General features: G+C 67.2%; 28 protein-coding genes and 1 other RNA gene. 21 read left to right on the top strand and 8 right to left on the bottom strand.

Annotated elements, in window-relative coordinates; translation table 11 throughout:
- The first annotated feature begins 1 nt into the window (after position 1).
- The 7 genes from FGL91_RS14840 to FGL91_RS14810 are packed head-to-tail and all read left to right on the top strand — an operon-like array spanning position 2 to position 5,154.
- On the top strand, positions 2-1,132 hold the full coding sequence (locus FGL91_RS14840) for a hypothetical protein (protein WP_153244188.1): 1,131 nt from the start codon (positions 2-4) through the stop codon (positions 1,130-1,132).
- Positions 1,132-1,488 carry a hypothetical protein gene (locus FGL91_RS14835; protein ID WP_153244187.1) on the top strand — a complete coding sequence of 119 codons (357 nt, stop codon included), beginning with the start codon at positions 1,132-1,134 and terminating at the stop codon, positions 1,486-1,488. Before FGL91_RS14840 ends, FGL91_RS14835 begins: the two co-directional genes overlap by 1 nt.
- Positions 1,485-3,194 carry a hypothetical protein gene (locus tag FGL91_RS14830; RefSeq protein WP_153244186.1) on the top strand — a complete coding sequence of 570 codons (1,710 nt, stop codon included), beginning with the start codon at positions 1,485-1,487 and terminating at the stop codon, positions 3,192-3,194. Before FGL91_RS14835 ends, FGL91_RS14830 begins: the two co-directional genes overlap by 4 nt.
- Position 3,195: 1 nt before the next feature.
- Positions 3,196-4,023: a tail fiber domain-containing protein gene (locus FGL91_RS14825; RefSeq protein ID WP_153244185.1), complete on the top strand. Its 828-nt coding sequence runs from the start codon at positions 3,196-3,198 to the stop codon at positions 4,021-4,023.
- Entirely contained in the window at positions 4,010-4,624 is a 615-nt protein-coding gene (locus tag FGL91_RS14820) for a hypothetical protein (protein WP_153244184.1), read from the top strand. The genes FGL91_RS14825 and FGL91_RS14820 overlap by 14 nt, the downstream gene beginning before the upstream one ends.
- Positions 4,621-4,833, top strand: a complete 213-nt coding sequence (locus FGL91_RS14815; RefSeq protein WP_194239236.1) for a hypothetical protein — start codon at positions 4,621-4,623, stop codon at positions 4,831-4,833. Before FGL91_RS14820 ends, FGL91_RS14815 begins: the two co-directional genes overlap by 4 nt.
- A 12-nt stretch (positions 4,834-4,845) precedes the next feature.
- Entirely contained in the window at positions 4,846-5,154 is a 309-nt protein-coding gene (locus FGL91_RS14810; RefSeq protein ID WP_153244182.1) for a hypothetical protein, read from the top strand.
- On the opposite strand, the gene FGL91_RS14805 is transcribed toward FGL91_RS14810, so the two are convergent.
- The 3 genes from FGL91_RS14805 to FGL91_RS18950 form a co-directional block, all read right to left on the bottom strand.
- Positions 5,151-5,477 carry a hypothetical protein gene (locus tag FGL91_RS14805; RefSeq protein ID WP_153244181.1) on the bottom strand — a complete coding sequence of 109 codons (327 nt, stop codon included), beginning with the start codon at positions 5,475-5,477 and terminating at the stop codon, positions 5,151-5,153. The two genes, FGL91_RS14810 and FGL91_RS14805, sit on opposite strands and share 4 nt — an antisense overlap.
- On the bottom strand, positions 5,474-6,352 hold the full coding sequence (locus tag FGL91_RS14800; protein ID WP_153244180.1) for a tyrosine-type recombinase/integrase: 879 nt from the start codon (positions 6,350-6,352) through the stop codon (positions 5,474-5,476). The genes FGL91_RS14805 and FGL91_RS14800 overlap by 4 nt, the downstream gene beginning before the upstream one ends.
- Positions 6,353-6,503: 151 nt before the next feature.
- Positions 6,504-6,671 carry a hypothetical protein gene (locus FGL91_RS18950; protein WP_194239235.1) on the bottom strand — a complete coding sequence of 56 codons (168 nt, stop codon included), beginning with the start codon at positions 6,669-6,671 and terminating at the stop codon, positions 6,504-6,506.
- 27 nt (positions 6,672-6,698) lie between these two features.
- Between FGL91_RS18950 and FGL91_RS14795 the strand changes: the two genes are divergently transcribed.
- The 4 genes from FGL91_RS14795 to FGL91_RS14780 all read left to right on the top strand — a co-directional run bounded on the left by FGL91_RS14795 (position 6,699) and on the right by FGL91_RS14780 (position 10,099).
- Entirely contained in the window at positions 6,699-7,484 is a 786-nt protein-coding gene (locus FGL91_RS14795) for a potassium channel family protein (protein ID WP_194239234.1), read from the top strand.
- A 74-nt stretch (positions 7,485-7,558) separates the two neighbouring features.
- On the top strand, positions 7,559-8,116 hold the full coding sequence (locus FGL91_RS14790; protein WP_131491150.1) for a dihydrofolate reductase family protein: 558 nt from the start codon (positions 7,559-7,561) through the stop codon (positions 8,114-8,116).
- Positions 8,117-8,199: 83 nt separating this feature from the next.
- The gene (locus FGL91_RS14785) at positions 8,200-9,087 is read left to right on the top strand and encodes a TIGR01777 family oxidoreductase (RefSeq protein WP_131491149.1); all 888 of its coding nucleotides are present in this window, start codon (positions 8,200-8,202) and stop codon (positions 9,085-9,087) included.
- A 58-nt stretch (positions 9,088-9,145) separates the two neighbouring features.
- On the top strand, positions 9,146-10,099 hold the full coding sequence (locus FGL91_RS14780) for an L-lactate dehydrogenase (RefSeq protein ID WP_131491148.1): 954 nt from the start codon (positions 9,146-9,148) through the stop codon (positions 10,097-10,099).
- 37 nt (positions 10,100-10,136) lie between these two features.
- On the opposite strand, the gene FGL91_RS14775 is transcribed toward FGL91_RS14780, so the two are convergent.
- Positions 10,137-10,901: an SDR family oxidoreductase gene (locus FGL91_RS14775; RefSeq protein ID WP_153244178.1), complete on the bottom strand. Its 765-nt coding sequence runs from the start codon at positions 10,899-10,901 to the stop codon at positions 10,137-10,139.
- 100 nt (positions 10,902-11,001) lie between these two features.
- Here FGL91_RS14775 and FGL91_RS14770 point away from each other — a divergent pair, with 100 nt between their 5' ends.
- On the top strand, positions 11,002-11,838 hold the full coding sequence (locus FGL91_RS14770) for a helix-turn-helix transcriptional regulator (protein ID WP_131491146.1): 837 nt from the start codon (positions 11,002-11,004) through the stop codon (positions 11,836-11,838).
- Positions 11,839-11,850: 12 nt separating this feature from the next.
- Here the strand turns inward: FGL91_RS14770 and FGL91_RS14765 are convergent, their stop codons facing one another.
- Complete coding sequence (locus tag FGL91_RS14765; protein WP_153244177.1) at positions 11,851-12,699, bottom strand: aldo/keto reductase; 849 nt, start codon at positions 12,697-12,699, stop codon at positions 11,851-11,853.
- Between the two features lie 42 nt (positions 12,700-12,741).
- Between FGL91_RS14765 and FGL91_RS14760 the strand changes: the two genes are divergently transcribed.
- The 5 genes from FGL91_RS14760 to FGL91_RS14740 all read left to right on the top strand — a co-directional run bounded on the left by FGL91_RS14760 (position 12,742) and on the right by FGL91_RS14740 (position 17,646).
- Entirely contained in the window at positions 12,742-13,164 is a 423-nt protein-coding gene (locus FGL91_RS14760; RefSeq protein WP_153244176.1) for a YchJ family protein, read from the top strand.
- A 36-nt stretch (positions 13,165-13,200) separates the two neighbouring features.
- Positions 13,201-13,935: a zinc ribbon domain-containing protein gene (locus FGL91_RS14755; RefSeq protein ID WP_047520074.1), complete on the top strand. Its 735-nt coding sequence runs from the start codon at positions 13,201-13,203 to the stop codon at positions 13,933-13,935.
- Positions 13,936-13,957: 22 nt separating this feature from the next.
- Positions 13,958-15,658: a bifunctional 3'-5' exonuclease/DNA polymerase gene (locus tag FGL91_RS14750; protein WP_131491143.1), complete on the top strand. Its 1,701-nt coding sequence runs from the start codon at positions 13,958-13,960 to the stop codon at positions 15,656-15,658.
- Between the two features lie 40 nt (positions 15,659-15,698).
- Positions 15,699-16,055, top strand: an RNA gene (rnpB, locus tag FGL91_RS14745) — RNase P RNA component class A.
- Between the two features lie 109 nt (positions 16,056-16,164).
- Entirely contained in the window at positions 16,165-17,646 is a 1,482-nt protein-coding gene (locus FGL91_RS14740; RefSeq protein WP_153244175.1) for an arylsulfatase, read from the top strand.
- Positions 17,647-17,717: 71 nt separating this feature from the next.
- Here FGL91_RS14740 and ppgK read toward each other — a convergent pair whose 3' ends face one another.
- Positions 17,718-18,464 carry a polyphosphate--glucose phosphotransferase gene (gene ppgK / locus FGL91_RS14735; protein WP_047520080.1) on the bottom strand — a complete coding sequence of 249 codons (747 nt, stop codon included), beginning with the start codon at positions 18,462-18,464 and terminating at the stop codon, positions 17,718-17,720.
- Between the two features lie 68 nt (positions 18,465-18,532).
- Here ppgK and FGL91_RS14730 point away from each other — a divergent pair, with 68 nt between their 5' ends.
- From FGL91_RS14730 to FGL91_RS14715, 4 genes are read left to right on the top strand one after another with little or no spacing between them, the layout of a single operon-like run.
- Positions 18,533-18,757: a hypothetical protein gene (locus FGL91_RS14730; protein WP_047520082.1), complete on the top strand. Its 225-nt coding sequence runs from the start codon at positions 18,533-18,535 to the stop codon at positions 18,755-18,757.
- Between the two features lie 2 nt (positions 18,758-18,759).
- Positions 18,760-20,097, top strand: a complete 1,338-nt coding sequence (gene glnA, locus FGL91_RS14725; RefSeq protein WP_047520084.1) for a type I glutamate--ammonia ligase — start codon at positions 18,760-18,762, stop codon at positions 20,095-20,097.
- A 7-nt stretch (positions 20,098-20,104) separates the two neighbouring features.
- Positions 20,105-23,080 (top strand): bifunctional [glutamine synthetase] adenylyltransferase/[glutamine synthetase]-adenylyl-L-tyrosine phosphorylase, encoded by a 2,976-nt coding sequence (locus FGL91_RS14720; protein ID WP_153244174.1) that lies wholly within the window; start codon positions 20,105-20,107, stop codon positions 23,078-23,080.
- 50 nt (positions 23,081-23,130) lie between these two features.
- Positions 23,131-24,051: a diacylglycerol/lipid kinase family protein gene (locus FGL91_RS14715; protein WP_131491140.1), complete on the top strand. Its 921-nt coding sequence runs from the start codon at positions 23,131-23,133 to the stop codon at positions 24,049-24,051.
- 34 nt (positions 24,052-24,085) lie between these two features.
- On the opposite strand, the gene FGL91_RS14710 is transcribed toward FGL91_RS14715, so the two are convergent.
- Complete coding sequence (locus FGL91_RS14710; protein ID WP_131491139.1) at positions 24,086-25,219, bottom strand: AI-2E family transporter; 1,134 nt, start codon at positions 25,217-25,219, stop codon at positions 24,086-24,088.
- A gap of 171 nt (positions 25,220-25,390) precedes the next feature.
- A complete protein-coding gene (gene glnA / locus FGL91_RS14705) occupies positions 25,391-26,815 on the bottom strand; it encodes a type I glutamate--ammonia ligase (RefSeq protein WP_047520093.1) in 1,425 nt (474 codons plus the stop codon).
- Positions 26,816-26,944: the final 129 nt, after the last annotated feature.

Genomic DNA, 26,944 nt, shown 5'->3' with positions numbered 1-26,944 from the left:
CGTGGCACGCGCACACGAGATCGCGATCGCCGCCGACGCGAAGCAATTCGACCAGGGCATCCGCGACGGCGTGATCAAGCCGCTCGAGAAAGCCGAAGACGCACTCGAAGACCTCGCCGACGCCGCCGACGACGCAGGCCGCGACAGTTCGCGGAGCGTCGAGCGTCTCGAAGATGCGTTGAAGGACGCGCAGCGCGAGACGAAAGACCTCGGCGACAAGGCTGGCGATGCCGGCGACAAAGCCCGCCGCGGGATGGAGCGCGCCGAGGACGGCGTGAAGGACTTCAAGGAGGAGGCCCAACAATCCGCGCGGGAGACGGCGGCGAGCTTCGACGGTTCCTTCGAGTCGATCGCAGATCTCGCGCAGGAGGTCGCGGCCAACGCGTTCTCAGGCTTCGGGCCCGCAGGTGCCGCAGCTGGAATCGCGGTGGCCGCGGGTCTGGGCGTCGCAGTCGACCAGTTCAACAAGATCGACGAGGCGTCGAAAGAAGCTCTCCAGTCCGCGTTCGACTTCGCGTATGGGATCGGGGCGGCATTCGACGCGGCCGACAAGCTGAGGGCGGTCGAGGAGTGGACGAGTGACCAGGAGAAGTTCAAGCAGGTGCTCGACCTGACGGTCGGCTCGGGGTGGGACCAGGTCGATGTGATCGATGCTCTCGTCGAAGGTGGAGACAAGCTCGACCAGCTCACTCGTGCCTGGGCCGACAATGGAGCAGCTTCCGGTCTCACGATCGGTCGTCAACAGGAGCTGGACGCTGTGCTCCCATCTGTCGCGCGCGGGCTGGAGCAAGGAGCCACCGCGGCGAATGCGCAGGCGGAGTATTTGTACAAGCTCTCGCAAGAGGCAGGTACGGCCACCGGTGAGGTCGATGCGCTCGGCAACAAGATCGTGGCGCTCCCTGGCGATGTCGAGGTCTCGGTGAACGCTGATACCCAGACGGCGACCACGGACATCCAGCGAGTCGAAGACAAGGTGAACGCCGTCGACGGCACGGAAGCCGTCGTCAAGGCACGAGTAACCGGCTTGGACCAGGTGCGTGTGGATCTCGATGCCCTGACTCGGCCGCGGACGATGACGGTCACGGCGAAGTTGAATCAGGCGTTCTCGTCGAGCATGGGGTGGGACCGGTAGTGGCTACGATCATCAATCACTCTGCCGGCACGCTCACTCCCGTGGCGGTGAGCTCCTGGGAGTCTTCCGTCGAGGTTCGTACGATCGTGCATCACATCCTGGGACGCACCGATCCCGATGTTACGTTGCGTCCCGCGAGCATGAGGCAGGGGACTCTCACCCTCACGTTCGATGCCGCGGCCGCTGCAACGGCTGCGCGCTCGGTGCTCGAGCTTCCGCAACTGCTCACCCTCGTGAGTGCCGAGGTACCCGAGGTCGGAATGTCGTTCGTGGTCGCGAACGGCAGCATCGGCGAGGTGCTCGGGGCTGCCGGGCAGTGGACGATCACGGTGCCGTTTCAGGAGGTGTCGGTATGACGAGTGTGTCTCGGCACGTCTACACGGCGCGCACCGATCTTGGTGCGGAGCTGTCGCTTCGCTCTGGACGCATCACGCTCGATGCGGGTTCGATCCCGCACGTCACGGCATCGCTGACTCTGGCTGTTGAGGATGTGGCGTTGCTTGATGAGCTTGACCCGCGCGGCTCTCGTCGGATCACCGTGGGAGCGACTCGGCAGGGGCACATGGACGGCAGCGGTGAATGGGTGCCCGAGGGATTCCGTGAGTTCGATCTGGGCATCCGATCGACGACGCCGAACCGGGCAGACGGCACCGTGTCGGTGGAGCTCGCGTCAGACGAAGCCCTCCTCGCAGACTTCGCCCAGCTCGACGAGGACATCACACCGCGCTCGCTGGAATCATCACTCAGGGACGTGGTGGAGTACGCGCTCGGGAAGATCGGGGCCGTTCTGCAGCCGGGAGCGCTCGATGCTGACGTAACCGCGTTCTGGCCTGTCTCGCTGCTAAACTCCAACCCCGCCGGCATCACGAACACCGCGGGGTACTGGACCGGTACGGGCGCGTCCGCGTTGACGTCGGTCGTGGTCAACAGCCCGGCGCCCGCGCTCGGCAATCGTACGGTGCGCTGGACCGCCGCGGCCGGTTCGTCGGCGGTCGGTGTTGCCGGGTGGGACGGTACCTCTTCCACGAAGGAGGGCCGGGTGACGCCCGGTCGACGGTACGGCACGGTGGTGCGGATGCTGTCCAATCCTGGCCGGTCGACGACGATCACGATGGGCTTCCGGGACGAGAACGGTCGTCACTTCAGCAGCGTGACGAGCCCGGCTCAGGTCACCTCGATTGGCGCGTGGACGGAGTTCTATCTCAACGCCGAGGCACCTCCCGGTGCGGCGTACGCCTACGTGTCGGTGACCACCGTTGGTAACTCGTCGGGGCAGAACCACTGGGTGCAAGCGATCCTCTATGAAGGTCGATGGCGCATCCCCATGTTCTACGGTGACAGCGCCGGTGGCGGGTACACGTACGCGTGGTCTGGTGATCCGAATGCGTCGCCGTCGAAGCGCACCCCGGTTCTCGAACGCGACCCTGAATCCCTCGTGTGGCCCGCCGGCGTCTCGGCGATGGACTTCCTGCACCCGGTGTTGCTTATGACGGGAACGCGGCTCGTGTGCGACGAGGGGCGACTGTTCTCGCTCCGTGACGAGGACTACCGGGCCGCAGGTTCCCAGTCGTGGCGGTACGGGGTGAACATCACCGCTGCCGACGAGAAGCTCTCTCGCGACGATGAGACGTGGTTCGACGCCGCCGTTTACCTCTACACGTGGACGGATGCCGACGGCATCGAGCAGAGCCGCGTTGACGCTTACAGTCTGACGGGCAGCCCGACCAAGGTGCTCCGGGTCGAACTGCGAAACACTCCCTATCCGGGGCCAGGGCGCGCCCAGCACGTTGTTCAGCGGGCGCAAGGCAAAGGCCGGGAAGTGACCGTCACCGGCATCCCGTCGTGGGCGGAGCAGACCGATCAGCCGCTCTCGATCATCCTCGACGGCACCCCGGTTCAGACCGGCATCAGCGCCCGTATCCGGTTCGACCTGGACACCGACTCGGTGTCGGTGACGACCCGCACTACGGACACCCCCGCCTTCGCCTGGGAGCTGCTTCCCGCCGACGAGGCATGGCTCGACTCGCCCCCCGGCGCGTCCTGGATAGGAGAAGTGATCTGACATGGCCAACGGAGACGACGCCCTCGCGGCCGGGATGGACATCCTCGCCGGTACCGACGACCGCCGCAACGGGTGGGATGAGGAGAACAAGACCCGCGACTACATCGCACAGCGCACGAACGCCATCACCCCGGTCATCAAGGGTGGGACCGGTGCCGACAACGCCGAGGCCGCCCGTGCGAACCTCGGGCTCGTCAAGTGGGCGTCGTCCGCCGATGCCGACGGCAAGGTGCCGATGTATCACAGCGGCGGGCGCCTCGCCGTCGCCCGGCCGACATCGAACGGGCATGCCTCCGACAAGGAGTATGTCGACGACATCTACAACCTCCTCAACGGCAACAAGCTCGACAAGACCGGCGGCACCATCACCGGCAGTCTCTTCCTGCCGAACGCGACCCCCGCGACGAGCGGCTACACGGTCGCCTACTTCAACGGGGACGGACGCCTCGCGAAGAACGCGTCGAGCGAGCGATACAAGAAGCACATCAGCGAAATTGACCCCGGCGCGCTCGGTGACATCTGGCCGCAACTCCACCGCTACCAGATGCGCAACGGAGACGGATCGTGGAAGTACGGCTACATCGCCGAGCGGCTGGCCGAGTCCGACGATCTGCGACCGTTCGTCGTGTATCGCACCGAGAGCACCACCGACCCCGAGACAGGACTCACCGAAGTCAGCCTCGTGCTGGACCGGGACGGCGGTGATCCGGTCCCGGAATCGATCGACTTCATCGCGCTGCTCATGGCACAGAACGCGCAGCTGCACCAAGCCGTCGACCTCCTCGCGCAGCGCCTCGATGCCCTGGAGGCCCGTGATGAGTCCGCTTGACATCATCCCGATTCCAGGACACCCCGGCATGCACGCACGCCGGATCGCGGTCGAAGCGTGGCGCGCCGCCGGGTCGCCCCCGATCAACAGCGCGGGCCGACTCTACGGCGCCCAGAAGTACTTCTGGGACGGATGGGCGCAACGGCTCCCCGGATTCAACCCGGCCGACAACCCGGACGACGAATCGCAGCGCCTCGCGCACGTGCGGTTCGTCGCGTTCGACATCGACCCGACCCCGGACCGCATCCGCCGCCTCCACGCAGCGGGCATGATCCGCCCCTACGCGTATGAGCCGTGGCACTGGGAGCTTCCCAACGTCCGCAGCTACGCGATTGTCCGATCCCTCCCGTCAACCGCCGGCGGGACCACCACACCCACACAAAGGAGAGACCCGATGGGCATGCAGATCGCACGAAACAAGGACGACTCATCAGCCGAAGGCGCACGGTTCCTCTGGGGCGACGGCAAAACCCCCGAGCTCATCAGCGCCAGCACCGCCGAGATCTTCAAAGATGCGGGCGTGCCCGAGTCACCGATGCAACGTAAGCGCTGGCTCTGGCTCCTGGAATGGGCACGCGAACGCGCCCGGACCAACCCGTGATCCCGGACGCGGTGGCCCTCGCGATCCTCGCCCTTGCCGGCGTCGTCCTCGCGGCCCTCATCGCCGGAGGGATCACCCTCGCCGTCAACCTCACCAAGTGGCAAGTCCAGAACCAGCGGCTGTGGCACTGGAACCGCCAGCTCGTCGACCACATCTACCGCGGCTCACCCCCTCCACCACCACCGCCACCCGCCGACCTGTTCGACTGAAAGGAAACCGAAATGAGCAACCCCCAAACCCGCACCGAACGCCGCGAGGCACTCATCGCCGCCGGCGCGATCCCCAGCAGCGAAGAAACCGCGGTTGCAGAAGACACGTACCGCCCCGAGGTCTCACCCCGTGTGCGCGATGCCGTCTACTGGACGACCCTCGCCACCGCGGCCGCGTCAGCGCTCGCTTCGGGTGTAGCCGGAATCTGGTTCCCCGACATCGCCCCGCAAGTCCTCGCCACCGGCGGCGTCGCCACCACCGTCATGGGCATCATCGGCGGCGGCGTCGGCGTCGTCTACCGCCCGGGCAGAACGACTTAGCCCATCTCAACGGCGGCGTCGACCTTCGCGACGCTGATGACGTACGGTATGTACTCCGTTGGCGTCGTCCAGAAGTGGACGAAGTCGGCCTCGCCCTGCGACTCGATCCAGTTGTCGCAGGGCGTCGCGGTGTCCGCGGGCTCGCCGGATTGCTCCTCCAGCGTGGCGATGACGTTAGGGAGTTCACGATATGCAGAGAGGCAGTTCTCGCGAGCATCGCCCATCGTAGGCTCGCTCGCTGCCTGTGGCTCAGGTGCCGGTGCGGCTGTGCAACCGGCGAGCAGAGCAATCGTCAAGGTGAGGAACAGCAGTGCGCGTCTCATGCCGCGAGCCTAGCGGCACCTCTCCCGGAGTGCTCGGGCACCGCGCGCGGGGTCAGCGTCCGGATGCCGTCCTGCTTCCGCCGCTCGCTCACGGCGGTGTAGATCTGGGTGGTCGATAGGTGCTCGTGCACGAGCAGCTCTTGGACGACTCGAATGTCGACTCCCTGCTCGACGAGATCCGTCCCGAACGCGTGGCGGAGTGAGTGCGGCGTGAGCTTCTCGTCGAGGATCCCCGCGCGCAGCTTCGCCTTCGTGATGAGGTCCGTGACCGACGACGGACGGATGTGGCCGTCGGAGCCGTCGCGGGCGGGGAACCAGTAGCCGTGGCGGGGCATGCTGAGCGAGAGCTCGGCGATCACCTCGTGCAACGGCAGCCGTCGCACCTTGCCACCCTTCACGACGGTGCCGATCGTCATGCCGGCACGGTCGATATCGTCGCCGTGGACGCGGGCGATCGACGAGACGCGGAAGCCCTGGTAGTAGCCGAGCAGGATCATCGCTCGAGTCTTGGTGTACGCGCCGGAGGTGAGCATCGCGTCGATCTGCTCGGCGGTGAACGGCCGGGGCTGGCCCTTCGGCACCCGGACGACGGGGAGTTTGGTCGCCGGGTTGTCTTCGCGGAGCCCCTCGTCGTGCAGGAACGTGTAGAACGCGATGAGCGCGCCGCGCTCGGTGCGGCGTGTTCCGGCGCTCACGGGCTCGTCGCGGCCGATGTAGCGGCGGAGCGTGAACACGTCGCAGTCGACGAGCATCCCGGTCTTGCGGGCGAACGTGGTTAGGATGCTTCGGCGGTTCCTGATCGTCGTCGCGGCGAGATTCTGCGCGCGCTGGTAGTCGATGAACATCTGCAGTGCGGCGGTGTCGTTGTCGTGCATGTCGCTCCCTCGTGCGTGGCCCCCTCTGAGCCCGTGCTCTGAACGTATGGATTGGCGCGAACCCCCCGCGACGACCAACGCGCCCAGGAATCACGGCGATTCACTGAGCGCGTCGTTCACGCGGCATCCGCTTGCGGGCGGTGTAGGCCGGTCAGTAGCCGTCCGGCCGATCGAGCACGTAAAGGCAGAGCTTGCACGTCACGTCTCGCAGGTCGCGCGAGGTGCGCTCGAACATCGACGGCCCGCTGCCGTGCAGCACCGTGGGAGCGTCGGCGACGAAGTGCACCGCCGCCGGGTCGTTCCCTGCGCGGACGCTCACGATGCGTCCCGGAGCGTGAAGATGTCGGTGACGGGTGCCAACCGCGGCGACTCCACCGTGGATGTCGTCGGTTCGATCCCGGCAGGGCCCACCTCGCGCGCGACGCTCGTGTTAGATGGGCGCATGGATTCGTCACGTTCGTCTTTCGATCGCTGGGATCGCTTCGCGCGTGTGCCGCTCGTGTTCGCCGGGGTCATCTTCATCATCGGCTTCTCCGTCTTCGTCATCGCTCCCGATCTGCCGCCGCTCGTGCGGACGGTCACCGGCAACACGACGATCCTGACGTGGTTCATCTTCGCCGTGGACTACATCGTCCGTGTGTGCCTCACTCGGAAGGGCACCAGGTGGCGCTATGTCGTGCGTCACCCCGTGGAGCTCCTCGCGGTCCTGCTTCCGGTGTTCCGGGCCGTGCGCGTGGTCGACCTCGCTCGTCAACTGCCGTTCTTCCATGCCCGCACCGGCAGCGTGGTGAGGACCGAGCTGATCATCTACTCCGCCGCATACTCGGTGACCTTCGTCTACTTCCTCGCTCTCTCGACGCTGAGCGTGGAGCGGTCCGCGCCGGATGCGACCATCGACAGCTTCGGCGATGCCGTGTGGTGGGCGTTCGTGACCCTGACGACGGTCGGCTACGGCGACATGTACCCCGTGACCGTCGCGGGACGGTTCTTCGCCGTGCTCCTGATGCTGGGCGGCATCGTCATCATCGGCATCACATCGGGAACCGTGGTCTCCTACATCACCGACCGCGTGCGCGAGTACGCCTTGAGCTCGTCGTCGAGCGACAAGACGGACTCTGACGGGAGCGCGTGAGTCATCTCCCGGCGATGCCCACCGCACGCCTGCGGACTCTGGCGGTCACGCGGCCACGGACCTAGGCTCCCGGCATGGGACTCCTGACCTTCAGCATCAACGTCACCCTCGACGGCTGCATCGATCACGAAGTGGGCATCGCCGACGACGAGACACACGCGTATTACACCCGTCTCCTCGAAGAATCCGGCGCGATGCTCTGGGGGCGCACCACCTACGAGATGATGGAGGATGCCTGGCCCGCCGTCGCGCGAGGAGAGACGGACGCCCCGCCGGCGCTGCGCGACTGGGCTGTCGCCCTGGAAGCCACACCCAAGTACGTGGTCTCCGCCACACGCCAGGATTTCCCGTGGACGAACAGCCACCGGATCCACGGCGATCTGCGCGCCGGAGTGCAGAGACTCAAGGATGAGACGCGCGACGGGGTCCTCGTGGGAAGCGGCATGCTCGCGACCGAACTCGACCGGTTGGACCTGATCGACGAGTACCGGTTCCTGGTGCATCCGCGGATCGCGGGCCACGGTCCCACGCTGTACGAGCGGGGGCTCCCCGCCACTCGACGCCTGGCGCTGGTCTCGTCGACACCGTTCCGTAGCGGTGCGGTAGCCCTGCACTACCGTCGCGCCGACTGACCTCGGCTAGGGGCATCGCCGGGACGGCGCGTACGCTGGTGAACCATACGATTCGACGACCGACGGACAGGAAGCTGCAGCACATGGCGCGACGCATCGTCGTGAGCGGGGCCTCGGGCCTGATCGGTTCAGCCCTCGTCTCCTCCCTGCGCGCCGACGGGATCGACGTCACCGTTCTGGTCCGTCGTGCGCCGCACGGAGCGGGTGAGGCGCAATGGGCACCGGGGGAGCGTCCGCTCGATCCGGACGTGCTCGCCGGTGCGGAAGCCGTCGTCGCGCTCGGCGGCGCCAGCGTCGGCCGTCTGCCCTGGACACGCCGCTACCGTGCGGAACTCGTCGATTCGCGCTTGCAGACGACCCGCACCATGACGACGGCCCTGCGTGCCCTGCGCTCGGATGCGCCGGCACTGGTCTCGGCGTCCGCTGTCGGGTACTACGGGTCCGCTCCCGGCGAAGTCCTCACGGAGGAGTCCGCAGCCGGTGAGACCTTTCTCGCCGATCTGACCGTGCGCTGGGAGGCCGAGGCTCGACGCGCCGAGGACCACACCAGGGTCGCGCTGCTCCGCACCGCCCCCGTGATCCATCGTCGCGGAGTGCTCAAGCCGCTCATCCAGCTGACCCGCTTCGGCGTCTCCGGTCCTCTCGGACGCGGAACACAGGTCTGGCCCTGGATCTCGCTCGACGATGAGGTCCGGGGGATCCGGCACGTCCTGGACACGAAGCTCGCCGGACCGGTCAACCTCACGGGGCCGACCCCCGCGTCTGCGAACGACATCGGCCGGGAGCTCGCTGCGCGCATGCACAGACCGTTCTGGCTCCCCGCGCCGGCCTGGGCTCTGCGCCTCGCCCTCGGCGACGCAGCGGACTCGCTGCTCCTTCCGGACGCCGATGTGCGGCCGCGGGTTCTAGAGCGCGGGGGCTTCGAGTTCGCTCATCCGACGGTCGCTCAGGCGGTCGCCGCCGCGCTGTGAGCATTTCCGACGGCGTTCCCCCTGCCGGAGAGGCGCACTGCACTGCGAGACTGAGCGCATGGAGATCATCGAGAACTCGAAGCTCACGGTCGTCGGCGCGGGAAGCGTGGGATCCAGCGTCGCCTACGCCGCACTGATCCGCGGATCTGCGCGTCATGTCGCGCTCTACGACATCGCCACCGAGAAGGTCGAGGCGGAGGTCCTCGACCTCGCGCACGGAACGCAGTTCACGGGTTCGAGCGACATCGTCGGTGGCAGCGACATCTCGGTGGCCGCGGGTTCGCACGTCGTCGTGATCACGGCGGGAGCCAAGCAGAAGCCGGGACAGACCCGGATCGAGCTCGCTGAGGTCAATGCGGGGATCATCCGCCGCATGATGCCCGAACTGCTCGAGGTCGCACCGAACGCGGTGTACGTGATCGTCACCAACCCGTGCGACGTGCTCACCGTGATCGCTCAGGAGGAGACCGGACTCCCGCCGGAGCGGATCTTCGCGTCCGGTACGGTGCTCGACACCTCGCGGCTGCGCTGGAAGCTTGCCGAGAGGGCGGGCGTGTCGACGGCCAGTGTCCACGCCCATATCGTCGGCGAGCACGGTGACACGGAGTTCCCGTTGTGGTCTCGGGCGACCATCGGCACCGTGCCGATCCTCGAGTGGGAGACGCCGGGACACCCCCGGTTCACCCTCGAGGAGTTGCAGGAGATCGCCGTCGACGTGCGCGATGCCGCCTACAAGGTCATCCTCGGCAAGGGGGCGACGAACTACGCCATCGGGCTGTCGAGTGCGCGAATCGTCGAGGCCATCCTTCACGACGAGCACGCCGTCATGCCCGTGAGCACGGTGTTGCGCGACTTCCACGGTGTCGACGGAGTCGCGCTGTCGGTGCCTTCGATCGTCAGTGCGACGGGCGCTGTCCCGATCCGCAACACGTCGTTCTCCGACCACGAGCTCGCGCTGCTGCGGCAGTCCGCCGACGCGTTGACGGCGGCTGCGGCGTCTCTGCACCCGTGAGCGGGGCGCCGGTGCGCGACCGGCACCCCGCGTCGGCTCAGCGCCCGTGCGGGTCGGTGGCGTTCAGCGTGGCGACGACCCGGTCGTAGTCACCGCGGGCCTCTCCGTAGCGGAGGAATTTCACGCGTTCCACCTGGATCTCGGTGGCGTTCGGCCGCGACTCGATCAGCTCCATCACTTCGTCGATGAACTCGTTGAGCGGCATAGCGGACTCGTTCTCCTCATGTCCGGGCATGAGAGGCGTGCGCACCGCCGGCGGTTCCAGCTCGAGCACCGACACACTGCTCCCTTCGAGCTGCAGGCGCAGGGATTCGCTGAGCATGTGGATCGCGGCCTTGCTGGCGTTGTAGCTCGGCGTCGCGCGGAGCGGGGCGAAGGCGAGGCCGGACGAGACCGTCATGATCGTCGCTTCCGGCTGCGCGCGCAGATGCTCGACGAAAGCGGCGATCAGCCGGATCGGCCCGAGGATGTTCGTCTCGACGGTCTCCTCGGCGGTGGAGAGGAATCCTGTGGGCGTGGTCCAGTCCTCGGCCCGCATGACACCGGCCATCGTGATCAGCACGTTCAGGGCGGGGTGCTCTGCGAGGACAGCTCGGGAGGCCGCATGGATGCTGTCGGCGTCGGTCGTGTCGATCCGCACCGTGTGGATACCGGGATGCTCGTCGGCGATGGCTGTGAGCCGGTCTTCGCGGCGTCCTCCCACGATCACGGTGTTGCCGCGGGCATGCAGACGCACGGCGAGGGCGAGGCCGATGCCGCTCGTCGCGCCCGGGATGAAGATGGTGTTTCCGGTGATGTTCATACGATCAGCCTCGGCGTCCCGGAACCGTCCCTCCAGAGAGCGGTCATCCAGGGATCACCGGTCCCTGGAACCTGCGCGGACGTCGGGGGATACTTCAGAGGTGGATCGTGATGCACTGGCCGAGTTCCTGCTCCGGCGACGTGAGGCCCTGCGGCCTGCCGACGTGGGGCTTCCGGCCGGACCTCGACGCCGGACCTCCGGGTTGCGCAGAGAAGAGGTGGCACAGCTGGCGACCATGTCGACGGACTACTACACGCGCCTGGAGCAGCGGCGGGGACCCCAGCCCAGCGTGCAGATCCTCTCCTCCCTGGCACGTGCTCTGCGCCTGACCGAAGACGAGCGCGACTACCTCTTCCGGCTCTGCGGACACAGCGCCCCGGACCGCGCCCCCCTCACCGAGTACGTGCGTCCCGGCATCCTCCGCGTGCTCGACCGGCTGCACGACACCCCGGCATTCGTCGTCTCGCTGCTCGATGAAGTTCTCGTGCAGAACGATGCCTCCCGCGCTCTCGTGGGCGATTCGACCGCACTCACCGGGCTCGACCGGAGCGGCATCTACCGCTGGTTCGCCCATCCCGACGTCGAGCGGCGGCGATATCGCGAGGTCGATCACCCGCGACAGGCTCGTGCCCTCGTCGGCGCTCTGCGCGCCGCACACGGGGTGATGGGTCCCCGGTCGCGGGCGGGGGAGATCGTCGAGGCGCTGTCAGCCCGGAGCCCGGAATTCGTGGAGCTGTGGGAGGCGCACGTGGTGAGCCGACGGTTCGAGCAGCACAAAGTGATGGTGCACCCGGAGCTGGGGGAGATCGAGGTCGACTGCCAGGCGCTGTTCAGTGAGGACGAATCGCAGGCGCTGATCGTCCTCACCGCCGCACCCGGGAGCGAATCGGCGGGCAAGCTCGAGTTCCTTCGCGTGCTCGGCACGCAGCGCGTCTGACGCGATGCCGGGTCAGGCCTCCTCGTGCGTCCGGGGATCCGCGTCGAACAGTCGTCCGTCCGGACGTCCGAGCGCGGTGATGGCCGTGACCTCGCCTTCGTCGAGCACGACTTCTGCGGCGGCGAGGTTCGCGACCTGGTGCTCCAGCGTCGAGGCCTTGGGAATCGACACCGTCCCCCGTGCCACGTGCCAGGCGAGCACGACCTGGGCAGGAGAGATCGCGTGCGCTGCGGCGACCTCGCGGATCACCGCCTCGTCGAGCAGCGCCTTCGCGCGACCGAGGGGGCTCCAGGCTTCCGTGAGGATTCCTTTCTCCCGGTGGTACGCGAGCTGCTCCTCCTGGGGGAAGTAGGGGTGCACCTCGATCTGGTTGACGACCGGACGGACACCGGTCTCGGCTTCGATGCGCTCCACATGTTCCGGGAGGAAGTTCGAGACGCCGATCTGCCGCACGACGCCACGGGACTGTGCATCGACCAGAGCGGCCCACGCCTGGACGTACTCGTCCTGGCTGGGGTTCGGCCAGTGGATGAGGTGCAGATCCGTCACGTCGAGTCCCAGGCGCGAGCGGCTCTCCTCGATGCTGTCGCGCGCTCTCTCGGACGGGTGGTGGCGGCCGGGGAGCTTCGTCGTGACGACGATCTCCGAGCGATCCACCTCTGCGGCGGCGACCCCCCGGCCGACCGAGCCCTCATTCTCGTAGTTGAAAGCCGTGTCGATGAGTCGGTAGCCCGCCCCGATGCCCCCGGCGACGGCATCCGCTCCGCTATCGCCGTTCAGTCGATAGGTGCCGAGGCCGATGGCCGGAAGGGCGAAGCCGTTGTGCGCGGTGAACGAGGGGACGACGGGTCTAGTGGTCACGATTCTCCTTCTGGGCGTGTCTCCCGAGCGTACGCTGGAGGGATGACAAAGGACGCGGACACGGCGCTGGACGACGCTTCGGCTGTCGAGTCGTCGCGGTGCCCGTGCTCCTCCGGAGACGTGTTCGAACGGTGCTGCGCACCGTTGCTGCGAGGCGCACCGGCCCCGACCGCGGAGCGTCTCATGCGCTCCCGCTACACCGCGTTCCGCCTCGGCGATGCCGCGCATCTGTTGCGGACCTGGCACCCGACGACGAGGCCCCACGCCATCGAGTTCGACCCGGAGCTGCACTGGCGGCGTCTGATCGTCCTGGATCGCGGGGCGGGTGGTCCGTTCGATCGGGAGGGCGTCGTGGAGTTCGAGGCCTTCTGGCGCCAGGGTGCGGAGCGCGGTTCCTTGCACGAGCGCAGCCGCTTCGTGCGCGAGGACCGACAGTGGCTCTACGTCGACGGAGACGTCCGCTGATGGGCGGATGTCGCTGTAGCGACTAGATTTGAGAGCGTGAACGCCAGCCCCGAGAACCAGCGCACCCTGCTCGACATCGCCGACCTGGATCGGCGCATCGCGCAGGCGGAGCGTGCACGAACGAAGCCGAGTCAGGCGGGCCGCATCACCGAACTCGTCGCCATCCGTCAGGAGCAGCTCCGTGAGCTGACCGCTCTCACCGGTGCCCGCGATGACGTGCGCACCGAACTGACACGGCTCGAATCCGACGTCGCGGTCGTCGCGGCGCGTCGGAACCGCGATGCCGAGCGCCTGGCCACGGCCACGAACCCGAAGGACGCACAGGCCCTCGAGCACGAACTGGCGAGCCTCGCCAAGCGGCAGAGCGATCTCGAAGACGCGCAGCTCGACGTGATGGGACGACTCGAAGAGGCGGAGGCCTCCGTCGCCGCGCAGCAGGCGCTGCTGGAGACGACGACGGCCGAAGGCACGTCGCTCACGGCCCAGGCGAAGGCCGACGTCGCGGCGGCGACCGATCTGGGGAGTCAGCTCGCCCGCGACCGTGCGGCTGTCGCCGAGAGCGTGCCGCCGCAGTTGCTCGCCGAGTACTCGCGCCGCGCAGCGAACAGTGCGGGCGCGGCGTTGCTCACCCGGGGAACCTGTGAAGGCTGCCGCATCCTGCTCCCCAGCACCGACCTGAACGACATCCGTCGTGCGGCGGACGACCTCGTCGTGTCGTGCCCCGAGTGCGGCTGCATCCTGGTTCGTACCGAGGAGTCCGGGCTCGCATGAGCGGTGCCCGCACGCACCGCTCATGACGGTGCCGGCGTCGGGCGTCGAACGGCGGATCGCGCTGATCTCGCTGGGGCCGCAGGACCACGTCGCCATCGAGCTCGATGCCGACGACGAAGAGCAGAGCCGCACGCCACTGCGCTCAGACGATCTCGCGACGTGGGTGCAGTCCGTCGAGGCCGCCGACGCTCCGCGATGGATCATGCGTTCGGCCGTGGAGACGTACGCGCTTCTGCTCGCCGACGGGGTGCGGATCGCGCGCAGTCATGATCTGGTACTCTGCCACGCGATCCTCCGGGACACGTCCTCGGTGGAGACTCCGCTGCCGTCCTCCCCGGAATGGGAGCGTCGCGAGCCCACCGTGGCGTTGCCCTCGCTGTTCGATGTGTTCGACGATGAGCGAGGCGACGATCCGATCGCCTCGACGCTCGATCAATACCGTGCGCAGCGCCGGGTGATCGCTGGCGCGCCGGACGGACGCCTCACTCTGCTGTGCGCCGCGGAGTCGGCAGGCGGTCTCATCGCGGAGGAGATGCGGGTCGCGGGCCTTCCCTGGGATGAGGACGTGCACGATGCGATCCTGACCGAGACCCTGGGCACCCGTCCGGTCGCCGGAGGCGTGCCGAGCCGGATGGTCGAGCTCGGTGATCGCGTGCGAGACCTCTTGGGGGACGCATCCCTTCACCTCGACAGCCAGCAGAAGCTGCTCCGCGCGTTGCACCGCGTGGGGGTGCAGGTCGAGTCCACGAGTCGGTGGGAGCTCGCTGAACACGATCACCCGGTCGTCGAACCGCTGCTCGCGTACAAGAAGTTGTCCCGGCTCCTGAGCGCCAATGGCTGGGCCTGGCTCGCCGAGTGGGTGCATGACGGGCGGTTCCGTCCGGTGTACATCCCCGGGGGCGTGGTCACCGGACGATGGGCGTCGGCCGGCGGGGGAGCGCTGCAGTTGCCTCGCAGCCTTCGTCCTGCGGTGCGGGCCGATCCCGGATGGACCCTCGTCGTCGCCGACGTGGCGCAGCTGGAGCCCCGCATGCTCGCCGCGATGGCTTCGGACGAGGCGATGGCGCTCGCGGCGCGGGGGAGCGACCTCTACGCCGGCGTCGTCGACTCCGGTGCGGTCGCGACGCGGGAGGAGGCGAAGTACGCGGTGCTGGGAGCGATGTACGGCGCCACGACGGGAGACAGCGGACGATTGGTGCCGCGCCTGCGCAAGGTGTACCCGCGCGCGATGGCGTTGGTCGACGCGGCGGCACGCACCGGTGAGGACGGAGGAATCGTGTCCACGTGGCTCGGCCGTTCGTCGCCGCGGCCGTCGACGGAGTGGATGCGTCTGCAGTCGGATGCGACGGGGGCCGATGCCGAGCCGGCGGTGGTGGCGCTCGCCCGACGCAGGGCACGCGATTGGGGACGCTTCACGCGCAACTTCGTGGTGCAGGGAACCGCTGCGGAATGGTCGCTCATCTGGCTCGCCGAGATTCGTCATCGCCTGCAGCTGATCCCGGAGGTTTCCACGGCGGCCGCGGCCTCCGGTCCGTTCGCGCGGGTGCCGCACCTCGCCTTCTTCCTGCACGACGAGGTGATCCTGCACGTCCCGCAGGAGCATGCGGAGACCGCGGCCGAGGCGGTCCGGGAAGCCGCGTCCGTCGCCACCACCCGTCTCTTCGGCTCTTTCCCGATCGATGTGCCCCTCGATCTGCGCATCGCCGAGTCCGCCGAGAAGTAGCGGGAGCGTGCGCGGGGAGAAAGTAGACTGGGTATGCGAATGGGTCGACTGGACGGTCGCGTTGCGGGGAACCGCACCGAGGAACGTCCGGGCTCCACAGGGCAGGGCGGTGGGTAACACCCACCCGGAGCAATCCGCGAGAAAGTGCCACAGAGAGTAGACCGCCCCGCAAGGGGTAAGGGTGAAAGGGTGGTGTAAGAGACCACCGGGGGACATGGTGACATGGCCCGCCAGGTAAACCTCGTCCGGAGCAAGGTCAGACAGAGGATGTTGACGCGGCTCGCCGAGTCCTCGGGTAGACCGCTAGAGTGCCACGGCAACGTGTCGCCGAGAGAGATGACCGTCGAAGGGGCGAAGAACCCCGGAACAGAACCCGGCGTACAGGTCGGCCCATTCGCACCGCTTGTATCGATCGTCTCCTCCCGAAAGGGTGAGCGGCGGTTCCCGCACGAGGAGCCGCTTGCTACGTTCGCCTCCATCACGCACGAAACGACGGAGGAGAGCTCATGGCGAAGAAGCCCAACATCATTCTTTTCATGTCCGACGACGTCGGGTGGGGCGACCTCGGATGCTACGGAGGCGGCGAGAACCGCGGTGCTCCGACGCCGAACCTCGACCGACTCGCCGCAGAGGGACTGCAGTTCATGTCCTTCTACGGACAGCCGAGCTGCACGCCCGGACGCGCTGCCGCTCTGACGGGCCGCCTCCCGATCCGCAGCGGGATGACGACGGTCGCGTTCCCCGGAGACGGGGGAGGGCTGCCGGCCCCGGAGTGGACGCTGGCGAGCGTGCTGAAGAAGGCCGACTACGCCACGTGCCACATCGGGAAATGGCATCTGGGTGAAGCGGACTACGCGATGCCGACTGCGCACGGCTTCGACGAGATGTACAACACGACTCTCTATCACCTGAACGCGTACACCTACACCGACAAGGCGTTCAACCCCGACTTCCCGTTCGACGACGAGGCCACCATGAAGATGTGGGGCAACGTCATCGGAGCGCTCGACGGGAAGGCCGGGGAGGAACCGACCGAGGTGGAGAAGCTGAGTTCCGAGAACATCCCGTTCATCGACGAGAAGTCGACGGATCGCGCGATCGACTACATCGAAGCCCATGCGAATGCCGATGAGCCGTTCTTCCTCTACCTGAACACCGCCAAGCTGCACCAGCCCAACATCCCGCACCCGGACTTCGAGGGGGCTTCGATGGGCAAGTCGAAGTTCCTCGACTCACTCGTCGAGCTCGATCACCGTGTGGGGACCGTCATGGACAAGATCCGTGAACTCGGGATCGCCGAAGACACCCTCGTCGTGTGGACCACCGACAACGGTGCCTGGCAGGACGTGTATCCGGACTGCGGATACACGCCGTACCGCGGGACCAAGGGCACGGACTACGAGGGTGGCAGTCGGGTCCCCGCGATCGCCTGGTGGCCCGGAACCATCGAAGCCGGTCGTCGCAACTCGGAGATCGTCGGATCGCTCGACCTGATGGCGACGTTCGCGAGTCTGGCGGGAGTGGACCTCCCCACGGAGGATCGCGAAGGGGAGCCGACGATCTTCGACAGTTACGACCAATCGGCGCTTCTGAAGGGCGAGAGCGGCTCCACGCGAGACCACTGGCTCTACATGACGGAGACCGAGATGATCCCCGGAGCCGTGCGCGTCGGTAAGTGGAAGGCGATCTGGAACGTCCGGGATCAGTGGCGCGGGCCTTCGTCCTACACGGCGATCGTGCCCGAGCTCTTCGATCTCTGGCAGGATCCGCAGGAGCGGTACGACATCTTCATGACGAGTTTCGCGGAGAAGACGTGGCAGGCGCCGCAGATGGCAGCGCGACTGCTGAGCGTTCTTCCCAGTTATCAGAAGTATCCGAACCGACCTCTCCAGTCGGCCGGCATCAGCTACGCGATGTTCGATGTCGAGGATGCGCAGGTGCAGCAGCAGATCCAGAAGATGCTCCACGGCCTGACATCCAGCGCCTGAGTCCGCGCGGGACGGATGAAGGCTCCGACGACCGCGTCGTCGGAGCCTTCACTGTGTCTGGAGGGACGGGATCAGTCGCCGGCCAGAGACGCCGCACCGATGATGCCCGAGTTGTTCCGGTGGATCGCCGGGACGATCGGCGTCTTCAGGTCGAGCAGCGGGAGGAAGTCGCCGGCGTTCTTCGACACGCCACCGCCGACCACGAACAGGTCGGGGCTGAACAGGAACTCGATATGCGAGTAGAACGCCTGGAGGCGCTCCGCCCACTCGGCCCAGGTGAGGCCTTCGCGTTCGCGCGCCGACGTCGCGGCGTAGGTCTCGACCGACTCGTACTCGCGGAAGTTGAGGTGTCCGAGCTCGGTGTTCGGCAACAGGATGCCGTCGTAGAGGAAAGCGGAACCGATGCCTGTGCCGAGTGTCGTGAGCAGGGTGAAGCCACGCACATCCCTGGCCGCGCCGTGTCGGGCCTCGGCGACGCCGGCCGCGTCCGCATCGTTCACGAACACGATGTTGCGGCCGAGGCCGTCGCGGAAGAACCGCTCGGCGTCGAAGTCGATCCATTCCTTGGACACGTTGGCGGCGGAGAGCGTCTTGCCACGCTTGACGATCGCCGGGAACGCCACGCCGAGCGGAAGCGTGGATTCATGCACGTCGAGGGTCTTCAGGACCGTCTGCACGGCCACGAGCACGTCCTGCGGCGATGCGCCCGCCGGAGTGGGGACCCGCACCCGATCGGATGCCATGACACCGTGCTCGAGGTCGACGATTCCCGCTTTGATTCCCGTGCCGCCGATGTCGACGCCGATCGCTTTTGCCATGGGGGATAGCTTAGCGACCGCCGTGCACGCCAGTAGGATCGATGACATCACGTGAAGAAGGGGCAGCCATGACTGACGGTGACCACAAGTACTGGTACAACTCGGAGACCGGCGAGGTCGAGTTCGGGATGATCTCGCCCTCCATCGATCGCATCGGTCCGTTCGACACGGAAGCGGAAGCCCGCCGCGCGCCCGAGGTGCTCCGCGAGCGTTCCCGCGCCTGGGCGGAGGAAGAGGCCGTCGAGCAGGGCTGGGACGTCAAGGGCGACACAAAGGGCCAGGGCACGGAGTAGCAATGGACAAGCAGAGGGACTTCGTCCTGCGGACGATCGAAGAGCGCGGCGTCAAGTTCGTGCGCCTGTGGTTCACGGACGTCATCGGCACGCTCAAGTCGGTGGCGATCGCCCCGGCCGAGGTCGAGGGCGCGTTCGCGGAGGGGATCGGCTTCGACGGCTCCGCCATCGAAGGACTGACCCGTACGCAGGAGTCCGACCTGCTGGCCCAGCCTGATCCGACCACGTTCCAGACGCTGCCGTGGCGCGGCGAGATCGATCCGACGGCGCGCATGTTCTGCGACCTGACGACGCCCGACGGTCAGCCGGCCGTCGCCGACCCGCGGCATGTGCTCAAGCGCACGCTCGCGAAGGCCGCGGACGCGGGCTTCACCTTCTACACGCACCCCGAGATCGAGTTCTACCTGCTCAAGTCGTCGTCGTTCGGGCCCGAGGGACCCGTCCCCGTGGACTCGGCCGGCTACTTCGACAACGTCCCCGGTGGCACGGCGCACGACTTCCGCCGCCGTTCGGTGCGCATGCTGGAAGACCTCGGCATCTCCGTCGAGTTCAGCCACCACGAGGGCGGTCCCGGACAGAACGAGATCGACCTGCGGTACGCCGATGCGCTGACGACGGCCGACAACGTGATGACCTTCCGCACCGTGATCAAGGAGGTGGCGATCGAGCAGGGCGTCTACGCGACGTTCATGCCGAAGCCGCTCAGCGGGCAGCCGGGGAGTGGGATGCACACCCACATGTCGCTCTTCGAAGGCGACCAGAACGCCTTCTACGAAGAGGGCGCCAAGTACCAGCTCTCCAAGACCGGGCGCCACTTCATCGCGGGCCTGCTGAAGCACGCCAACGAGATCTCCGCGGTCACGAACCAGTTCGTCAACTCGTACAAGCGGCTCTGGGGCGGCGACGAGGCCCCGAGTTTCATCACCTGGGGACACAACAACCGCTCTGCGCTCGTGCGGGTGCCCATGTACAAGCCGAACAAGGGGCAGTCGTCTCGAGTCGAGTACCGTGCGCTCGATTCCGCGGCGAACCCGTACCTCGCCTACGCACTCATGCTCGCTGCCGGGCTGAAGGGCATCGAAGAGGGCTACGAGCTCCCGCCCGAGGCCGAGGACAACGTGTGGGCGCTCAGCGACGCCGAGCGACGTGCGCTGGGCTACTCGGCTCTGCCGGCGAGCCTCGACCACGCCCTCGAGTACATGGAGGAGTCGGAGCTCGTCGCCGAGACGCTCGGCGAGCAGGTCTTCAACTACGTGCTGCTCAACAAGCGCAAGGAGTGGGAGGCGTACCGGGGGCAGGTCACCCCGCTGGAGCTGAAGAACAACCTCGAGCTGCTCTGAGTCGCGCATGGTCCGTCCGGACGACTCCGTCTCGCTCTCGGCGCTGGCCCGGCTCGGCTTCGCGGAACTGAGCGAGGCCGCGGCTTCCCTCACGGAACTCGCGGAGATCCTCGACCGACCGCACGGGGTGCTGCTCGAAGCAGACGATGCCGCGGACCCCGACGCCGCCGTGCGCGGGCTCCTCCGAGTGGCGCGCCGGGATGCGGGACCCCTGCGGGCGCTGCTCGACGACGAGGTGACCCGTCGACAGGTGTGGCGCGTGTTCGGTGCGTCGGAGGGGCTCGCCGACTTCTTCCTCCGTCACCCGGAGCAGCTCTCGGTCCTCGAAGACTCGATCAGCGGTCTGCCGACCTCGCAGGAGATGCAAGAGCGCCTGCTCGCGTCGGTGGGTGCGCGAGACGGATTCGCGCAGACGGGTGATGACGACGCCGTGGTCGCGATCAGGGTCGCGTACCGTCGCAGCCTCGCCGCCATCGCGGCATACGACCTCACGCACCCGTCGCCCGCGACCATCGTCGCCGAGGTGTCGGCCGCACTCGCTGATCTCGCCGGCGCCGCACTCGAAGCGTCGCTCGCCGTCGCCAGGACACGGCTCCAGGAGTCGTTGAGCACGGACGAGGTCGCCGCCACGCGCCTCGCCGTCATCGGTATGGGCAAAGCCGGTGCCAGAGAACTGAACTACGTCAGCGACGTGGACGTGATCTTCGTCGGCGGCACCAGAGACGAAGACGTCGTGAGCGAGGCGAAGGCGATGGACATCGCCACCCGGCTCGCGCGCGAGACCATGCGGAATCTGAGCGGCATCGAAATCGAGCCGCCGCTGTGGGAGGTGGACGCCGCGCTCCGACCGGAGGGCAAGCAAGGTGCCCTGGTCCGTTCCGTCGCCTCCCATCTGGCGTACTACGATCGCTGGGCCAAGAGCTGGGAGTTCCAAGCCCTGCTCAAAGCGCGCCCCCTCGCAGGGGACCCCGAGCTCGGTGCGGAGTACATCGCTGCCGTGCAACCGAAGATCTGGTCGAGCGCGGCCAGGCAGGACTTCGTCGAGAGCGTCCAGCGGATGCGTGAGCGGGTGATGGAGTACATCGACCCCGAAGACGTGCCCTATCAGCTCAAGCTCGGCGCCGGCGGACTCCGGGACATCGAGTTCACGGTCCAGCTTCTGCAGCTCGTCCACGGCCTCACCGACGAGACGCTGCGTACGCGCGGCACGCTCGAGAGCCTCGATGCACTGGTCGCCGGCGGATACATCGGGCGCGCGGACGCGGCCACCTTCGCCGACGACTACCGGGTGTTGCGGCTGATGGAGCACCGTCTGCAGCTGCGCGAGCTCAGCCGGACCCACCTCATGCCCCGAACCCCCGCGGGGCTGCGGGTGCTCGCTCGTGCCACCGGATTGGCCGAGAGCGGTGGCGCGGTCTGGTCCCGCTGGGAGAGCGTGCGGCGTGAGGTGCGGGAGATCCACACACGGCTGTTCTACCGGCCGCTTCTCAGCGCGGTCGCCGGACTCCCCGAAGAGGAGCGCACGCTCTCGGCTGCGCAGGCGCATGACCGACTGGCGGCGATCGGGTTCCGCGACCCCGCGGGAGCCCTCCGTCACATCGGCGCTCTCACGAGCGGGCTCTCTCGCAAGGCCACCATCCAGCGTCATCTGATGCCCATCATGGTGCGCTGGTTCGCCGACGGGAGCGACCCCGACTATGCGCTCCTCGCCTTCCGGCGGATCAGCGAGCGCCTCGGCGACACCCCTTGGTTCCTCCGGATGCTGCGGGACTCCTCCGGCGCTGCCGAGAGCCTGACACGCTTGCTCTCCTCCTCGCGGTACATCGGTGAGCTGTTGGAGTGGATCCCCGAGTCGGTCGCGTGGCTGGACAGCTCCGGACGGCTGCGCCCCCGCGGAGCCGCGGCGTTGGATGAGGAGGCGCGGGCGATCCAGACGCGTCACGAGACCATCGGCGACGCCCTGCGTGCCGTGCGCGCGCTGCGTCGCCGGGAGCTCCTCCGTACGGCGATGGGGGCGGTCCTCGGAGTACTCACCATCGAAGAGGTGGCGACGGCGCTCACGGACATCACCGAGGCGACCATCCAGGCCGCCCTGCGCGCCGTGCTCCGCGAGGTGGTCCCCGCGGAGGACGAGGATCTGGACTTCGCCGTCATCGCGATGGGGCGTTTCGGAGGAGCCGAACTCGGTTTCGGTTCGGATGCCGACATCCTCTACGTGTACGACGCGAACGGCGTCGACCCGCAGCGCGCGCAGAAGCTCGCCACGCAGATCGTCGCCGGACTCCGCGAGCACGTCACCGACCACAGGCTCCCGCTCGACCTCGATGCCGATCTCCGTCCGGAGGGGCGCAACGGTCCCGTCGTTCGATCCATCGAGGCGTACACCGAGTACTACCGTCGCTGGTCGTTGTCGTGGGAGGCGCAGGCGCTGCTGCGCGCACGAGGCGTGGCCGGGAGCACGAAGCTGATCGAGAAGTTCACCGCGCTGGCGGACACGATCCGCTATCCCGAGGCGGTCGACCTCCAGAGCACGCGCGAGATCAAGCGCATCAAGGCCAGGGTCGAGGGCGAGCGACTGCCGCAGGGCGCGGACCCCAGGCGGCATCTGAAGCTCGGCCCCGGAACGCTCAGCGATGTCGAATGGCTGGTGCAGATGCTGCAGCTCCAGCACGCTCATGCGATTCCCGGTCTGCGCACGACCTCGACGTTGGGCGCGCTTGATGCCGCCGTCGAAGCGGGGCTCGTGACCGAAGACGACGCCGAGCGGCTGCGCGAGGCGTGGCGACTGTCGAGCAGGCTCCGCTCGGCGATCACCCTCCTGACGGGCAAGACGAGCGATCTGCTTCCGGTGGATCGACGACAGCTGGATGCCATCGGTCGCCTTCTGGGCTATCCCGACCGGTCGGCGACCGAGCTCGAGGAGGACTACCTGGGTGTCACACGGCGTGCACGCAAGACCTTCGAGGACCTGTTCTACGGCTGAATCCGCGCCGCGAGTTTGCAGTATCGGGGCGCGTGTCCCAAGCTGACGATATGACTCACGCGCGCATCGGCATCGTCTGGAATCCTTCGAAGGTCGAGCAGGCGGATCTGCACGATGCGGTAGCCGGCGTCTTCGACGATTCGTATGACGTCCGTTGGTGGGAGACGACTCCGGAGGACCCCGGTCGCGGCATGGCTCGGGAGGCGCGTGCTGACGCCAGGGACCTGGTGATCGCGGTCGGCGGCGACGGCACCGTCCGCGCGGTCGCAGAGGCGCTGGCGGGCTCGGAGACGGCACTCGGGATCGTGCCGCAGGGGACGGGCAACCTTCTCGCTCGCAACCTCGAGGTCCCGCTGAACGATGTGACCGCCGCGCTGGAACGCATCCGTGATGCCGAGGCACGTCGCATCGACCTGGGATGGGTGTCGTACGACGGAACCGAGCATGCGTTCGCCGTGATGGTCGGCTTTGGTATCGACGCGCAGATGTTGGTCGAGACCGACGACGACCTCAAGTCGAAGGCCGGATGGCTCGCCTATGTCGAAGCGATGGGCCGCGCCCTCGCCGGCACCGAGATGACCGAGATCACTCTCGCCATCGACGGGGAGAAGGCGGTCGCCCTGCGCGGGCACACCATGCTGATCGGCAACTGTGGGATGGTGCAGGGCGGGATCAGACTGCTGCCGGACGCCGTGCTCGACGACGGCAAGCTCGATGTGCTCATGGTCAGTGCAGACGGGGCGCTGCAGTGGCTCGACACGCTGCGGTCCTTCGTCTGGGACAACGGCATCCGACGTCTGTTCGGCGCCACCGACGAAGCCGTCAGCACGGATTCCACGCGCCACCTTCCCGTCGAGCGCATCGACGTCGAGTTGGCGACGCCGCTCATGTTCGAGATCGATGGCGAGGAGATGGGGGAAGTCTCCGCCTTCGAGGTGCGCGTGGAGCCCGGCGCTCTGCTCGTCCGCTAGGCCCTCCGCTTGCGCGAACGGCGGCGGAGTCCGATCAGTGCGACGTCGCCGGGGGAACGATCTTCCGGTCCTGCGCAGGGAACGTCACCTTCTGCACGATGATGATGATGCTCGCGGCGACCGGGATCGCGACGAGCGCGCCGAGGATGCCGCCCAGCGTTCCACCGGCCACGGCGGCGATCACCACCAGCGCTCCCGGCACCGCAACGGCTCTGCTCATGATGCGGGGGGAGAGCACGTATGCCTCGATCTGCATATAGACCAGGTAGTAGATGATCGCGATCAGGGCAGTCAGAGGTGACGCGAAGAGGCAGATCAACGAGTTGATGATCGACGCGGTCAGCGTTCCCACCAAGGGGATCAGGGACCCGATGAAGGCGATCAGGGCGAGCAGCGCAGGAACGGGCGCGCCGATGATGCTGAGGAAGATCAGGCTCAGGATGCCGTTGATGAGCGCCAGGCTCGCTTGGCCGATCACATAGCGGCCGACGGCGCCGGAGACGTCTTCGAGGAGTCCGCTGAAGGTGTCGCGCTGGTAGGCCGGCACGAAGCGGGCGGCCACGTGCTTCATGCTCCGCAGCGAAGCCATGAAGTACAGGGTCAGGATCAGGACGATCGTGACGCCGGTCACCCCGCCCGCGATGCCCGCTCCGACGGCGAAGACACCACCTCCGATGTCGAGGAAGTTGTCCGGGTCCTGGACGAAGTCGAGAACGCCCTGGACGGCGTCCGTGATGGTGGAGCCGAACTGGCCGCTGACGTCCTTGTACCAGGCGCTGGCCATGAAGTCCTCGACCATCTGCGGGCCGTCCTTGATCAGGTTGCTGATCTGCTCGACGAGGAGCGGGATGATGGCGAGGATGATGCCCGCGAAAGCGAGGATCACGCCCGCTACGACGATCGTGACGGCTGCCGGTCGGGGGAGTCTCCGTTCGATGAACGTGACGATCGGGTCGAGGCCGAGCGCGAGGAACACCGCCACTCCGATGTACACGAGCACGGTGGCGAGCTGACCGATCACGCCGCCGATCGCCAGCGCCACGAGCACACCGAGTGCGCCGAGCAGGCCGAACTTGAACGGGTTCGTCCGCGCATACGCGCTGACGGCGTTCGATCGCTGTGTCGCGGTGTCTTCCGCCGGCGCGCGCAGCTCGGTCTTCACGGTCATTCTTCTACGGCGCATGGTTCCCCCGGTCGACGCTCAGACTCACAAGTTGATCACCCGGATGCCACGCGGTCAAGCGCGCCACGGCGCAACGAGCAGCGGGTTTCAGAGACGCGAAGGGCCCTACCGCCGCAGTCGCGACGGTAGGGCCCTCTCCGTGCCGTTCCGAGGTGGTCAGACCCCGAAGTACAGCTCGTACTCGAACGGGTGCGGGCGCTGTGCCATCGGCAGGATCTCGTTCTCGTACTTGTACGAGATCCAGGTCTCGATGAGTTCCTTGGTGAACACGCCGCCCTCGAGGAGGAACTGGTGGTCCGCCGCCAGCGCGTCGAGCGAGTCGAGCAGGGAGTTCGGGACCTGCGGGATGTCCTTGGCCTCTTCGGGCGGGAGCTCGTAGAGGTCCTTGTCGACGGGCTCGTGCGGCTCGATGCGGTTCTTGATTCCGTCGAGGCCCGCCATCAGCTGTGCGGCGAAGGCGAGGTAGGGGTTGCCCGAGGCGTCAGGGGCGCGGAACTCGATGCGCTTGGCCTTCGGGTTGGAGCCCGTGATCGGGATGCGGATCGCGGCGGAACGGTTGCCGGCCGAGTAGACCAGGTTGACCGGAGCCTCGAAGCCCTTGACCAGACGGTGGTAGCTGTTCAGGGTCGGGTTGGTGAACGCGAGCAGCGCCGGCGCGTGTGCCAGGATGCCGCCGATGTACCAGCGCGCGATGTCGCTGAGCTGACCGTAGCCGGCCTCGTCGTAGAACAGCGGCTCGCCGCCGTTCCACAGCGACTGGTGCGTGTGCATACCCGAGCCGTTGTCGCCGTAGAGGGGCTTCGGCATGAAGGTCGCGACCTTGCCCCACTCCTGGGCGGTGTTCTTGACGATGTACTTGAACTTGAGGATGTCGTCCGCCGCGTGGACCATCGTGTCGAAGCGGTAGTTGATCTCCTGCTGACCGGCGGTTCCCACCTCGTGGTGCGAACGCTCGAGCGTGAACCCGGACTCGATGAGCTTGAGGGTGATGTCGTCACGCAGGTCGGCGGTCTTGTCGACCGGGCTCACCGGGAAGTAGCCGCCCTTGTACGGGGTCTTGTTGGCGAGGTTGCCGCCCTCTTCCTCACGGCCGGTGTTCCACGCGGCTTCCTCGGAGTCGACCTTGTAGAAGCTCTCGCCGGCGGTGACCGAGTAGCGGACGTCGTCGAAGATGTAGAACTCCGCCTCGGGGGCGAAGAAGGCGGTGTCGGCGATGCCGGTCGAGGCCAGGTACTTCTCGGCCTTCTTGGCGACCTGACGCGGGTCCTTCGAGTAGATCTCGCCGGTGCGCGGGTTGTAGATGTCGAAGAGCATGACGAGCGTGCTCGCCTCGCGGAACGGGTCGACGTACGCCGTCGTGACGTCGGGGATGAGCTGCATGTCCGACTCGTGGATGCTCGCGAAGCCGCGGATCGAGGAACCGTCGAACAGCTGGCCGTCGGTGAAGAAAGCCTCGTCGACCGTCGATGCAGGAATGTTGAAGTGCTGCTGAACACCCGGGAGATCGGTGAAGCGGATGTCAAGGAACTTGACGTCGTTCTCCTTGATATAGGTCAGTACTTCGGACGAATCTTTGAACATGTACGACTCCTGTAATGCGGATCGATGGCTTCACGGCCACTCTGCAGAGTACGGACGGGGGATTTCTCTACGGTATCCGCTTTGTTTCGGGCGTGTTACAGGCGTGAGGTCGTCACGGCGACTTTTCGG

The sequence above is a fragment of the Microbacterium sp. CBA3102 genome (assembly GCF_007954505.1).
In the GTDB taxonomy this organism is placed as follows: domain Bacteria; phylum Actinomycetota; class Actinomycetes; order Actinomycetales; family Microbacteriaceae; genus Microbacterium; species Microbacterium aurugineum.
The sequence above is the reverse complement of the archived record's forward strand: the minus strand, read 5'-3'. Positions and strand labels throughout refer to the sequence as shown.